The 12,781-nt window shown below is 74.8% G+C and carries 12 protein-coding genes; 7 read left to right on the top strand and 5 right to left on the bottom strand.

Translation table 11 applies throughout. From position 1 onward, the window contains the following. Nucleotides 1–49: 49 nt before the first annotated feature. Entirely contained in the window at nt 50–1,348 is a 1,299-nt protein-coding gene (locus tag ACIO9K_RS09205; RefSeq protein WP_400328126.1) for an ABC transporter substrate-binding protein, read from the bottom strand. Nucleotides 1,349–1,522: 174 nt separating this feature from the next. Between ACIO9K_RS09205 and ACIO9K_RS09210 the strand changes: the two genes are divergently transcribed. After that, a complete protein-coding gene (locus tag ACIO9K_RS09210; protein WP_079135686.1) occupies nt 1,523–2,038 on the top strand; it encodes a hypothetical protein in 516 nt (171 codons plus the stop codon). A 185-nt stretch (nt 2,039–2,223) separates the two neighbouring features. After that, nucleotides 2,224–3,090 carry a formyltetrahydrofolate deformylase gene (gene purU / locus ACIO9K_RS09215; RefSeq protein ID WP_371517487.1) on the top strand — a complete coding sequence of 289 codons (867 nt, stop codon included), beginning with the start codon at nt 2,224–2,226 and terminating at the stop codon, nt 3,088–3,090. A gap of 67 nt (nt 3,091–3,157) precedes the next feature. On the opposite strand, the gene ACIO9K_RS09220 is transcribed toward purU, so the two are convergent. Further along, complete coding sequence (locus ACIO9K_RS09220; protein ID WP_400328128.1) at nt 3,158–4,393, bottom strand: zf-HC2 domain-containing protein; 1,236 nt, start codon at nt 4,391–4,393, stop codon at nt 3,158–3,160. Beyond that, nucleotides 4,390–5,049 carry a sigma-70 family RNA polymerase sigma factor gene (locus tag ACIO9K_RS09225; protein WP_400328130.1) on the bottom strand — a complete coding sequence of 220 codons (660 nt, stop codon included), beginning with the start codon at nt 5,047–5,049 and terminating at the stop codon, nt 4,390–4,392. The genes ACIO9K_RS09220 and ACIO9K_RS09225 overlap by 4 nt, the downstream gene beginning before the upstream one ends. 631 nt (nt 5,050–5,680) lie before the next feature. Between ACIO9K_RS09225 and ACIO9K_RS09230 the strand changes: the two genes are divergently transcribed. Continuing rightward, the gene (locus tag ACIO9K_RS09230; protein WP_063348164.1) at nt 5,681–6,154 is read left to right on the top strand and encodes an ATP-binding protein; all 474 of its coding nucleotides are present in this window, start codon (nt 5,681–5,683) and stop codon (nt 6,152–6,154) included. Nucleotides 6,155–6,592: 438 nt separating this feature from the next. Here the strand turns inward: ACIO9K_RS09230 and ACIO9K_RS09235 are convergent, their stop codons facing one another. Then, on the bottom strand, nt 6,593–7,564 hold the full coding sequence (locus ACIO9K_RS09235; protein ID WP_363619143.1) for a helix-turn-helix domain-containing protein: 972 nt from the start codon (nt 7,562–7,564) through the stop codon (nt 6,593–6,595). 198 nt (nt 7,565–7,762) lie between these two features. On the opposite strand from ACIO9K_RS09235, the gene ACIO9K_RS09240 reads away from it, so the two are divergent. From ACIO9K_RS09240 to ACIO9K_RS09255, 4 genes are all read left to right on the top strand, one after another. Then, a complete protein-coding gene (locus ACIO9K_RS09240) occupies nt 7,763–9,094 on the top strand; it encodes an MFS transporter (RefSeq protein WP_400328133.1) in 1,332 nt (443 codons plus the stop codon). 58 nt (nt 9,095–9,152) lie between these two features. Then, nucleotides 9,153–9,680: a GNAT family N-acetyltransferase gene (locus tag ACIO9K_RS09245; protein WP_363619144.1), complete on the top strand. Its 528-nt coding sequence runs from the start codon at nt 9,153–9,155 to the stop codon at nt 9,678–9,680. A gap of 121 nt (nt 9,681–9,801) precedes the next feature. Beyond that, the gene (locus tag ACIO9K_RS09250; protein ID WP_363619145.1) at nt 9,802–10,146 is read left to right on the top strand and encodes a DUF4229 domain-containing protein; all 345 of its coding nucleotides are present in this window, start codon (nt 9,802–9,804) and stop codon (nt 10,144–10,146) included. 227 nt (nt 10,147–10,373) lie between these two features. Further along, nucleotides 10,374–11,369, top strand: coding sequence for a LacI family DNA-binding transcriptional regulator (locus ACIO9K_RS09255; protein WP_400328135.1), 996 nt, complete (start codon nt 10,374–10,376; stop codon nt 11,367–11,369). Nucleotides 11,370–11,442: 73 nt separating this feature from the next. On the opposite strand, the gene ACIO9K_RS09260 is transcribed toward ACIO9K_RS09255, so the two are convergent. After that, nucleotides 11,443–12,651: an MFS transporter gene (locus ACIO9K_RS09260; RefSeq protein ID WP_363619147.1), complete on the bottom strand. Its 1,209-nt coding sequence runs from the start codon at nt 12,649–12,651 to the stop codon at nt 11,443–11,445. Nucleotides 12,652–12,781 lie beyond the last annotated feature (130 nt).

Here is a 12,781-nt window from a genome sequence, read left to right on the forward strand (position 1 = left end):
CCGTGCTGCGTCGGCTGTCCTTCGCCGTCCGTGCTGCGCCGCCCGGGCGTCACGCCGGCGGGCGGCCCCCGGTGAGCACCCAGCGGATGTCCACGAAGCCCGGCTGCTGCAGGGTCATCCGGCCGCCCTTGACCACCTGGTAGGTGACCCAGGTGTTCACCAGCCGCGGGGACTCGGTGCTGGGCAGCATGTTGGGGGTGCCCCAGTTCAGCGGCGGGGTGAGGCCGACGTCGATGCCCTCGCCGCTGTCCAGCAGCCCGGTGACGGTCTTCTCGGTGACCTGCCGGCCGGACGCCGCGACCTTCTCGGCGACCAGCCGGAACACCTCGTACGCGACCCAGGTGGTCTGCACGCCGGGATCGGAGACGTCGATGGTGTGGCCGCCGGTGGTGTCGGCGCGCACCACCGCGCGCAGCCCGTCCCAGACCTTCGCCGACTCCGGCGGGTACCAGCTGGTGACGTAGGTGCCGGCCAGCGGGCCGGAGTCGCCGCCGGTGGAGTCGACCACCGACTGCTGCACGCTGCCGATCACCGAGGCGAACCGGGTGTTCCTCGGGTTCAGCCGACGGTAGGAGTCCAGCAGGTTGCCGGTCGGCTCGGCGGCGAGGGCGCTGGTGACGCAGTTCGCCGCTTCGTCCCGGCCGATCGCCTTGCGGGCCACCGCCGTGTAGTCGGTGGACTGCTCGGGTGCCTTGACGTCGAGCAGCTTGATGCCGGCCGGCTTGAGCGCGTTGGCCAGGTAGCCGAGCAGGTTGTCGCCGGACGGGGTGTCCGGGCGGACGAGTGCGACGGCCTTGCAGCCGGCTTCGACCAGCTGACGGCCGCTGCCGCCGATCAGTGCGGGCATGCCGCCGTCCACCGGGTACGAGAGCGGGCTGCTGAACTCGGGCTGGGAGAGCCCGTAGCCGCCGATCAGGGGGATGCCGGCGCGCTCCAGGACGGGCATGAAGTCGAAGCCGTACTGGCTGTAGGAGCCGATCACGGCGACCGCCTTGGCGTCCACCGCCCGCTGGGCGCAGGCCTTGGCGCCTTCGGAGGTGTTGTGCTCGTTGCAGGTGAGCACCTGCAGCCGGCGGCCGTTCAGTCCGCCCTTGAGGTTGACGTCCCGGCCGATCGCCTCGGCGAGCGCGGTCATGCCGGGCCGGTCGGCGGAGCCGGTGCCGGACGGGGACCAGGTCATCACGGTGAGGTCGCCGCCGTTGGTGGAGGCATCGGCCGGTCCGCCGCACGCGGAGGCCGAGAAGAGGGTGGGGAGCAGGGCCGCGGCGGTGGCGGCCGCGGCGATCGGGCGGCGGCGGCGCCGCGCGAACTGGTGCCGGGGTCGGAACGGGTCCCTTCGGCTGGTCATCGGTCTTCCCTCTCTGGGGCGCCATCCGGCGCACCGGAGCAAGCCAAGCCCCGGCGCCACACGCCGAGAGGGCCGAAGTACGAACGGCCGGGTAACGGGAGCTGAAATCAGGCGGGGTACGCGTGTAGATCGGGAGTGGAGTACGAACGGACAGGGAACGTACGATCGTTCTCCATGTCCGCCAGCACAGATTCTTCGCATCGGTCTGCCCGAAACACTTCTCGTCCGGGCCACCGCTCCAGCACGATGAACGGCATGCCGCTCAACGACCTGCCCTGGTGGCGCTGGCGAGCCCGACTGCGCTCGGCGCTGCACATGTTGTCCGACCCCGGTTTCCAGCAGGAGACCTGGCTGAACGGCCGGGAGGGGTACGGCGACGTGACCGACGCCGTCTACCGGCTGGTCGAGGACACCTGGCTGGACCACTGGTCGGCCGAGAAGTACGTGGGCACGATCTTCCGCGACTCCGCCGAGGCCGCCCTGGTCGACGTCGCGGTGCTGCGGGTGGTCCAGCTGCTGCACGAGGTCGGCGCGGACGCCCACGCCTCCGCCTACTTCGGCCACCCCGGCTGGCCGGAGGCGGTCCGGGCCGCGCGCGAGGCGCACGTCGCGCTGGCGGTGAACGACGGGGACGACCCGGACGCGGCGCCCAAGTCGCTGGACGTGCTGCGCATCCTCACCCGGGTCTGAGCCCGGGTCTGAGCCCGGGCCGACGGCGGGGCCGCCGGGGGGCGCCGGCCGGGCGTCCGGTCGGGTGTCCGGTCGGGCCGCTGAGCAGTGCCGTCCCGCAGTACGGGCAGCGGGGCGGCGGCTGTCCAGGATGTGACACGCTGGACCACCCACGAACGCCACGACCTCAGGACGGGATACCCCCAGTGGACCAGCAGCCGGCCAGCGCCCAGTACGTCCTCACGCTGTCCTGCCCCGACAAGCAGGGCATCGTCCACGCCGTCTCCAGCTACCTCTTCATGACCGGCTGCAACATCATCGACAGCCAGCAGTTCGGCGACGGGGACAGCGGGCTGTTCTTCATGCGGGTGCACTTCTCCGCCGCCGAGCCGGTCACCGCCGACAAGCTGCGGGCCAGCTTCGCGGCGATCGGGGCCTCGTTCGGGATGGACTGGCAGATCCACCCGACCGAGCAGCGGATGCGGATCGTCCTCATGGTCAGCAAGTTCGGGCACTGCCTGAACGACCTGCTCTACCGCACCCGGATCGGCGCCCTGCCGGTGGAGATCGCCGCGGTGGTGTCCAACCACACCGACCTGCGCGACCTGACCGAGAGCTACGGCGTCCCGTTCCACCACATTCCGGTCACCCGGGACACCAAGGCCGACGCCGAGCAGCAGCTGCTGGACCTGGTCGCCAAGGAGGACGTCGAGCTGGTCGTGCTGGCCCGCTACATGCAGGTGCTCTCGGACCAGCTGTGCACCGCGCTGTCCGGCCGGGTGATCAACATCCACCACTCCTTCCTGCCGAGCTTCAAGGGCGCCAAGCCCTACCACCAGGCGCACGCCCGGGGCGTGAAGCTGATCGGCGCCACCGCGCACTACGTCACCGCCGACCTCGACGAGGGCCCGATCATCGAGCAGGAGGTGGCCCGGGTGACCCACGACGTCACCCCGGACCAGCTGGTCGCGCTCGGCCGGGACGTCGAGTGCCAGGCGCTGGCCCGTGCGGTGAAGTGGCACAGCGAGCACCGGGTGCTGCTGAACGGCACCCGCACGGTGGTCTTCGCGTAGCGAGGTCGGGGCGGTCGGCGGTCGGTGTGGTTGCCGCCGTTGCCGCCGTTGCGGCGGCTGTGGCCGCTTACGGCCGCGACAGCAGCGGCAGGGCGTGCAGCACCTCGCGGATCGCGGCCCGGTCGCCGTGCTCGCCGACCGGCAGCCGGTCCGGATCGCGGTGCGCGGCGGCCAGGTGGCAGAGCTCCAGGCCGTCCAGCACCATCGAGGCCACCGGCTCGCCGCCGGGCGGCCCCGACTCCGGCCCGTCCAGCGGTATCAGCCACTCGCCGGCCGCCGGGCCGTCGATCACCAGCCGCAGCCGCCGGCCCCGGCCCTGACCCTGGTCCGCCACGGGCGGGAGGGCCGGGGCCCCGGCGGGCTCGGGACGGGTGGCGCGGGCGGCACGCAGGTCGGCCAGTGCCCGCGGGACCATCCGGACCGCCAGGTCCACCATCTGCCGCAGGTGCTGGGGCGCCGGCGGGTCGTACGGGTAGGCGACCGCGCGGGCCACGTCCTCGCCGTGCACGTAGCACTCGAAGGCGCGGTCCACGAAGGCGTCGCGCAGTGGCAGCACGGCGAAGCCGTAGTCGACGGGGGTGTTGCCCTGCGGGGCGAGCGCGGCGGTGCGCACCAGGTCGTGGGTCTGCCGCCGCCACCGCTCCCGCACCGACTGCGGCGGGAGGCCGGCCCGGTCGGCGACCAGCCGGGCGGTGCGTTCGGCGATCCCGGCGTACGGCCCGCCCTGCGGCGGGACCCGGGGCGGGATCCGGAGCGCCGGCGGCCGCGCGGCCGGCTCCTGCGGCGGCACCCGCCGGGCGGCCGGGGCCGGTGCGGCGCCCGGGCCGGCCGGCACCGGGTCGGGCAGGCCGAGGGCGAGCGCCAGATAGCCGTCCACGGCGGCGAGGTGGCACAGCACCTCGGCCGGGCGCAGCCGCCCGGTGCCGCCGTGCCACGGCAGGTCCGCCACCTCCTGCCACTCCTCCGGGCCGAGGTCGCGCAGCAGCGCGTCGAGCTTGGCCGTCTCCGCGGTGTACGGCATGCCCCAGGCGGGGACGGGCAGTTCGGCCGGTCGGCGGGCCAGGCACCAGTCGAGCACCTGCTGGCGCAGCGAGTTGGGCTGGTCGAGCGGCTCGTCCAGGGCGAGCCAGCCCGCCGCCTCGCGCAGCCGGGCGGCCTCCTCGGCGCACTCCGGGCAGGTGCGCAGGTGCCGCTCCAGCTCGGCGGCGTCATGGCTCGGGCAGGCGCCGAGGGCCCAGGCGCCGAGCAGCGAGCGCAGGGCGTCGTGCTGCTCCTCGGTGGTGGGCTCGCTCCGCTCGCTCATGCGCCCCTGTCCCCGTCGTCCCTGTCGCCCGCGTCGTCCGTGTCTTCCCGGTCGTCCTCGCGGCCGTGCCGTTCGTCGTGGCGGGCGCGCTCCTCGGCCAGTTCGGTGGCCAGCAGTTCCAGGCCGAGCCGCATCCGCTGCTTGGCGGCCTGCTCGCTGATGCCGAGCAGCCGGGCCGTCTCCTGGTAGGTGCGGCCGTCGTAGTACGTCACCGCGATGGTCTCACGCAGGGGTTGGGGCAGGGAGTCCACCACGTACTGCATGCGCGCGGCGGTGGCCACGGCTCGGATCTCCGCCTCGGCCGCGCCCTCGCTGCCTCCCGGTCCGTCAAGTCCGCCGCCCGGGACGCCCGGTACCCGCTCGGCGGCCCGCCGCGCCCGCAGCCGGTCGACCGCGCGGCGGTGGGTGAGCGCGCCGAGCCAGGAGCGCAGCGAGCCCTGGGCGGGGTCGAAGTCCTCGGGGTGCTCCCAGACCTGGGCGAATATCTCCCGGGTGAGCTGGGCGGCGGCGGCCTGGTCGGCGAGTATCCGCCCGGCCAGTCCGTGCACCATCGGCGCGAGCTGGTCGTAGATCTCGCCGAGCGCGGTCTCCTCGCCGCGGGCGAGGCGGCGTTGGAGCTGCTCGTCCCAGCGCGGCGCGCGGTCGGGGGTGGCCATCGGGAACCGACCCTCCTGCCCGGGTTTCGCTGGCGTACCCAACGGTATCTTGCGGCCGGTCGGCGGCGGGAGCATTCCCCGAAGAACGGAACCCGGGCCTGCGGATCGTCGCCCGGGTCGCCAGCCGGGTCGTCGCCCGGCCGTCGCCCGGTTGTCGCTCGGACCGGCGGCCCGTGCGCGGGGCGGTCCTTGGAGGCCACTGTTCGAAGGCCGTTGGACATATGTCGCACGGGTGGTTCGCGAGTGGCGGGCCGGGTGCGCGGGGCGTCCGGAGGTAGGTTCGCCACTGCGGGACCGGCGGGTCGGCCCGGGCCGGACGAGTGCCGGTGCGAGGCTCGCGAGAGTGAACGGGACAGTATGCACTGAGCTGTCCCCCGATCGCTGGAATATGCCCGAAGCGCTTGCCGAGGTCCGTCCGCCCACTCATCCTGAGGCGTAATCGAGTCGCGGCCAGTGCGCGACGGACGAGTTGGCCCGGACGAGTTGGCCCGGACGGGACAGGTCGGGTGAGCGCCGGGCGGGAGCCCGGCCGAGGGCCCGGGTGGCACCGGGCGATGTGCGAGGGTTCGCCGGCTGGACGATCCGGCCCGATCGGGACGATGGCCGAACTGCGAGTGCGGGTGGTGGAGCGGTGCAGGTTCTTCAGGTACAGCTGGCGGTGCAGGCGGACCCCGCCGAGGTCGGCCGGGCCCGTCGGTGGGTGCGCTCGCGGCTGCTGAACCACGGGGTGGACCCGGACGCGCCGGTCGCCGAGACGGTGGTGCTGGTGGTCTCCGAGCTGGTGACCAACGCCGTGGTGCACACCGGGTGTCCGGCGGTGCTACGGCTCTGTCTGCCGGTGGAGGAGGACCAGGCGGGCGGCGAGCCGGCCGGCCCGCTGCGGGTGGAGGTCGCCGACGCGAGCCGGACGGCCCCCGCCCCGCGGCACGCCGGGGCGGACGAGAACGCCACCAACGGGCGCGGCCTGGAGCTGGTCGAGCTGCTCTGCGAGCGCTGGGGCTGGTTCCCGGACGGCTCGGGCAAGCGGGTGTGGTGCGAGATCGGTGCGGATGCCCGGCCGGCGGACCCGTTGGCGGGCGTGGACTGGGCGGCGCTGGCGCAGTAGCGGCAGCGGCAGCCCCGGGGCCCGCGCGGTTCGCTGCCGATCCCGCCGGTGATCGCCGGCGGAGATCACCGGCCGAAAGTTGACGCAACCATTCCGAATTTCGGACTACCCATTGACGTGACGTATCCGACTGATCACGCTTGGGTGCGGCTCTCCGTCAGTGAGGGGACGCCGAGGGGACGCCCGAACGCCGCCGCGGTGCTGTTGTCCAGGGGGACCACGCCAGCAGGGGGGCCGTGGATCGCCGGTCGCGGGCGCTCCTTGGCGAGTGCGGAGGGCGCGGCGCGGGTTCAGGGCCCGTGCGTCGCGATTGGATGGCGGCCGGCCGCGCCGTGCTCGGGGTGCACGCGGCCGGCTGCCATCCGACCCGCCGTCATCCGGCGGCGCTTTCCGGCCACTCGGCCGAGAGCCGCCCAGGGCACCTGAAGCCGCCCGGGGTCACCCGGGGACGGTGCGGAAGGTGCGCCGGTAGGCGCTCGGGGCGACGTCCAGCCGGTCGCGCAGTTGCAGCCGGAGCGAGGCGGCGGTGCCGAAACCGGACTCCCGGGCGACTTGGTCGATCGTCAGGTCGGTGCGCTCCAGCAGCTGCCGGGCCCGCTCGGTGCGCTGCACGGTGAGCCACTTCCCGGGGCTGGCGCCGGTCTCCTCGCGGAAGCGCCGGGTGAAGGTCCGCACGCTCATGCCCGCCCGGTCGGCGAGTTGGCGCAGCGCCAGCGGCTGGTCCAGGTGTTCCAGTGCCCACGCGCGGACGGCGGCGGTGCCGTGGCCGGTGGAGTCCACCGGGCTCGGGGCCTCGACGTACTGCTTCTGGCCGCCCTCGCGCCACGGCGGCACCAGGCAGCTGCGGGCCACCGCGTTGGCCACCGCGCTGCCGTGGTCGCGGCGGACCACGTGCAGGCACAGGTCCACCCCGGCGGCCACCCCGCCGGAGGTGAGGAGGTCGCCGTCGTCGGTGTAGAGCACGTCCGGGTCCAGCCGCACCTTCGGGTACAGCTCGGCGAAGCGCCGCGTGTAGCGCCAGTGGGTGGTGGCCGGGCGGCCGTCCAGCAGTCCGGCGGCGGCCAGCAGGAAGGAGCCGGTGCAGATCGACATCAGACGGGTGCCGGGCCGGATCCGGCGCAGTGCGGCGGCCAGTTCGGGGGTGAAGGCGGCGTCGACGGTGGCCGTGCTCGCGTCGGCGGAGGCCGGGATCACCACCGTGTCGGCCCGCTCCAGCAGTTCCGGCCCGTGGTCGACGCTGATCCGGAAGTCCGCGCTGGTGGCGACCGGCCGGCCGTCCAGCGTGCAGGTGGCGACCTCGTAGAGCGGCCGTCCGGCCGGGTCCTTGGCGCCGCCGAAGATGCGGGCGGGGATGCCGAGTTCGAAGGCGATCACGCCGTCGAGGGCGAGTACCGCGACCAGGTGGGCCATGCCGTTCCCCTTCGGTGGTGCGGCCGCCCGGGCCGGTCGGATCGGGTCGGCGGGTTGAGTCGGTTCGGTCGGTTCGGTCGGCTTCGGGCCGGTCCGGCCGGTCCGGGCCAGGGTACGCCGGGACCGTGGCCCGATTCTTGCGAAAGCTGTCATTCAGGCCACTCGTCGCGGCCGCGCCGCTTCGGGACACTCGTCCGCGTGACCGAACGCAACGCCTTCGCCCCCGCCCCCGCGCCCGCCCCCGAAGGACCCGTCCGCCCGGCCCGCCCGGCCCGCTTCCGGGTGCACTACGCCTGGGTGGTGGCCGGTGTCTCGCTGCTGGTCCTGCTCGGCTCGGCCGGCTTCCGGTCCACGCCCAGCCTGATGATGGACGCCCTGCACAACGAGTTCGGCTGGTCGCTCGGGACGATATCCATCGCCACCTCCGTCAACCTGACCCTCTACGGCCTCACCGCCCCCTTCGCCGCCGCCCTGATGGACCGTTTCGGCGTGCGCCTGGTGGTGGTCTGCGCGCTGCTGACCATCTCGGTCGGCTCCGGGCTCACCATGCTGATGCGCGAGCCCTGGCAACTGGTGCTCTGCTGGGGCGTGCTGGTGGGCCTGGGCAGCGGCTCGATGGCCGGCGCCTTCGCCACCACCATCACCGGCCGCTGGTTCCAGGCGCGCCAGGGCCTGGTCACCGGCGTGCTGACCGCCGCCGGGGCAGCGGGAAACCTGGTCTTCCTGCCGGTCGGCGCCTGGCTGGTCGAGCACCACGGCTGGCGCTCGGCGGTGATCGTGGTCTCGCTCGCGGCCAGCGCGGTCGCCGTGCCCGTCCTGCTGCTGATGCGCGAGCGGCCCGCCGACCTCGGCCTGCTCCCGTACGGAGCGACCGAGGAGACCCCGGCGCCCGCCGCCGACGGCCGCGCCCTGACCCGCTCGCTGCGGGTGCTGCGGGATGCCGCCCGGAGCCGGGCGTTCTGGCTGCTGTCCGGCTCCTTCGCGATCTGCGGCGCCACCACCGCCGGCCTGGTCGGCACCCACTTCATCCCGGCCGCCCACGACCACGGCATGCCGGTGACCACCGCGGCCGGTCTGCTCGCCCTGATCGGCGTCTTCGACGTGATCGGCACCATCTTCAGCGGCTGGCTCACCGACCGGGTCGACTCCCGGATCCTGCTGGTCACCTACTACGGGCTGCGCGGGATCTCGCTGCTCCTGCTGCCGCAGCTGCTCGCAGGCTCGCTGGAACCGCCGATCCTGGCCTTCGTCATCTTCTACGGCCTGGACTGGGTGGCCACCGTGCCGCCGACCGTCGCGCTGTGCCGCCGGCACTTCGGCGGGGACGCCCCGATCGTCTTCGGCTGGGTGCTGGCCAGCCACCAGATCGGCGCGGCCGTCGTCGCCGGGCTGGCGGGCCTGGCCCGCGACGCGCTCGGGAACTACGACCTCACCTGGTACGGCGCCGGCGCCCTGTGCGTGGTCGCCGTCGGGCTCTGCCTGGCGCTGCGCACCAGCCGGCCGGACCGCCCCGTCCCGGCCCTCCCGTAGGGCGGGCTCCCCGGGCGGGTCGGGGGCCTGTCGGACCGGACGGCTAGGCTCCGCAGCCATGGCGCTCATCTTCACCCTGGACCCGAAGCTCGACCCGGACCTGCGCACCGCCGTCGTCCGGCTGTGGGCCGACGTCACCAACGCCGGCGGCGCGGTCGGCTTCGTGGCGCCGGTGACGGAGGACGAGGTCTGGGACACCGCCGACCACCAGTTCGCCGGGGTCGCGCCGGACGGCCCGGACCGGCTGCTGGTCGCCCACGAGAGTGACACCGGCCGGCTCGTCGGTGTCCTCTTCTTCGAGTCGATGCGGTTCGGCCTGATGGAGCACTGGCGGATGCTCAAGCGGGTCATGGTGCACCCCGACTGCCAGGGCCGCGGCCACGGCGTCCGGCTGCTCGCCGAGGCCGAGCGGATAGCCCGGGAGTGGGGCCTGGAGAGCCTGCGGCTGACCGCGCGCGGCGGCCAGGGCCTGGAGCGTTTCTACGCCCGCTGCGGCTACCGGGAGGTCGGCCGGGTGCCGGCCGCGGTCCGGGTCGCCCCCGGGGACGACCGCGACGAGATCACCATGTGGCTCGACCTGCGCTGATCCGCAGGACGGCCGGGCGGCGGCGGGCGGGGGGACGGGCGCCCCCTTCCCCGCGCCGCCCGTCAGGCATGCTTCACTGGGAGACCGGCCCCCGCCCAGACCAGTGAAAAGGATGTGTCCCGTGAGCAGCACCGGCCAGGAGAAGTCGCACGCCACGCTCCGCTACACCTCCCTGCGGGTCAGCATCTTCCTCGGCTGCCTGCTGGTCGCCCTGCTGCTCGGGCACTTCAAGATCATCCCGGTCAGCGGCCAGGCCGGAGTGATCTTCCTGTTCCTGCTGGCCGCGATCGCGTCCGCGCCGCTCAGCTACGTGCTGCTGAGTCGTCAGCGCGACGACATGTCCGCCCAGATCACCACCAAGGTCTCCGGCCTGCGCAGCCGTACCGCCGAGCGGATCGCCGCGCAGAACGCCGAGGAGGACGCCGCCGACGAGGCGGCCCGGTCGGCCGCCGTCCGGCAGAGCTGACCCCGGCCGGACCCGCAGCCGCAGCCGCCGTGCCCGACTCCGCCGCCTCGGACGCCTCCGCTTCCGACCCCGACCCCGCTTCCGCTTCTGCGGCTTCCGAGCCCGGACCGGCCGACCCGCCGTCCGGGCCGTCCGCGTCGCTCGGGCCGTCCGCGTCGCTCGGGTCGTCCGTCGGGGAGGAGGCCGGGACCTGGCCGGCCCCGGTGCGCCGGCCCACCGGCCGGGACGTGGCCAGGCTCGCCGGGGTCTCCCAGGCCACCGTCTCGCTGGTCTTCTCCGGTGCCGAGGCCGGCCGCCGGGTCTCCGACGCCACCCGGGAGCGGGTCCGGGAGGCCGCCCGCAGCCTCGGCTACCGCCCGCAGGCGGCCGGCCGGCAGCTGCGGCTCGGCCGTAGCGGGATGATCCTCCTGGCGGTGCCGAACATCCTCGGCCCGTTCTTCGGCCGGGTGCTGGAGGGCGTCCACGAGGAGGCCGGCCGGCACGGCCTGGCGGTCGTGGTCAGCTCCGGCTGGGGGAGCGCCACCCTCGCGGAGGCCGCCACCACCAGCCGCTTCGACGGCCTGCTGATCTGCTCCCCGGACGACAGCCAGCTCGGCGAGCTGCCCGCCGACACCCCCGTCGTCTTCCTCGACGCCGACCCGGGCACCGACCGGGCCCGGCCGACCGTCGAACTCGACGTGGCGGGCGGGATGCGCGCCGCCGTCGAGCACCTGGCCGGGCTCGGCCACCGCCGGATCGGGCGGCTGCGCTCCACCCACTCCGCGTACACGTTCCGGGTGAGGCAGGCCGCGTTCGAGCAGGTCGCCGACGAACTCGACCTGGAGGTCGTGGAGTTGGGCGTGAGCCTGAACGAGGGCCAGCCGGCCGCGCGGAGCGTGGCGCACCGCCTGCTGGAGCGCCCGGACCGTCCGCGCGCGGTGATCTGCGACGACGACGTGGTCGCCTCCGGGGTGTACCAGGCCGCCGCCGAGCTGGGGCTGAGGGTGCCGGCCGACCTGTCGGTGGTCGGCATGGACAACGTCGCGGTGGCCGCGCTGCTGGCCCCGCCGCTGACCACCGTCGACCTGCCCGGCGAGGAGCTGGGCCGGGTCGGCGCGGCGGCGCTTGCGGGCCTGCTGCGCGGCGAGCGGGCGGCGCCCGTCCCGCCGCTGGCCACCTCGCTGGTGCTGCGCTCCTCCACCGCGCCGGCGGCCGGCGCGCCGGGGCGGGGCGCGAAGCCGTAGGCAGGAGCAGGGGAGGACGAAAGACCGCGCCCGCCGGCCAGACCCCGGTGGGCGCGGTCGTCTGTGGGGGGCCTCAGCCCACCGGCACCGGTCGCATCGACGGCGCCGGCGGCACCGGGTGGAACCAGCGGCGGGCGCCGAACAGCAGCAGGGCGCCGAGCGCGATCCCGCCCGCCGCGCACAGCGCCACCGGCCGCAGCGAGTCCTCGGCCAGGTTGCCGGACACCGCGTAGCCGAGCGAGTTGCCCGTCGCGAACAGCGTCACCAGCCAGGCGAACGCCTCGGTCACCGTCCCGGTCGGCGCCAGCTCGGCGACCAGCACGAACGCCGCCGCCAGCAGCGGCGCCAGCCCGATCCCGGAGAGGAAGGCCAGCGCGGCCATCGGGTACGGCCCGGGCAGCAGCACCAGCGGCAGGTAGGACGCGGCCATCGCGAGCGCCATGACCCAGGTGCGGGTGGCCGTGCTGCTGCGCCACTTCACCGCGCCGTAGGCGAGCGCGCCGAGCAGGCCGCCGAGCGCCGCCAGCGCCAGCAGGGTGCCCGCGCCGCCGGGCAGGGCGTCGGCGTGGTGCTCGGCGTAGGCGATGAACAGCACGTTCTGCGCGCCGACCGCCCAGCCGGCCCCGGCCAGTCCGACCAGCAGCAGCACCAGGCCGGGGGAGCGCAGCGGGCCGAGCAGTCCGGCGGAGTGCGCGCGGGCCGGGGCGCGCCAGGCCCGGGCCGGGGCGGTGGTGGCCACGATCAGCGCGCCGGCCAGCCCCAGTCCGGCGGCCATCCAGAGCGCGGCGACCGGGCTGAACAGGCCGGCGATCCCGGCGACGGCCAGCGGGCCGGCCACGTAGAGGATCTGCTGGGAGGCGGAGTCGAAGGCGTAGGCGGTGTCGAGCTGCTCCTCCTCCACCACGTCCGGCCAGAGCGAGCGCAGGCAGGGTTCGAGCGGGGGCATGGCGAGCCCGGCGATCGCGGCGCCGAGCGGAGCGGCGATCTCGGAGCCGGGGGCGAGGGCGAGCAGCGCGTACCCGCCGCCGGCGAGCACGGCGGAGGCGAGCAGGACGCGGGGCTGCCCGGTGCGGTCCACGATCCGCCCGAGCACCGGCCCGCCGACGGCGGCGGAGATCGCGTAGGCGGCGGTGGCCAGTCCGATCCGCCCGTACGGCGCGCCGGCCTCGCGCAGGGCGAGGGCGATCACCAGGGCGGTCATGCCGGCGGGCAGGCGGCCGAGCAGGGTGCCGAGGAGCAGGCGGCTGACATGGGGGGCGCGGAGCAGGGCGAGGTAGCCCATCGGGCGTCTTCTCCGGTCTGGGCAGGCGGGGGCGGGGACGCCGTCAAAGTTATACGTATAACCGCTCAGCGGTCAATCGGGCCGGTGGGGATGATCTGATGGTGCGTCAGCTTCGTTCGTGTCCGGATCT

The organism is Kitasatospora sp. NPDC087271, assembly GCF_044744605.1.
Lineage (GTDB): Bacteria > Actinomycetota > Actinomycetes > Streptomycetales > Streptomycetaceae > Kitasatospora.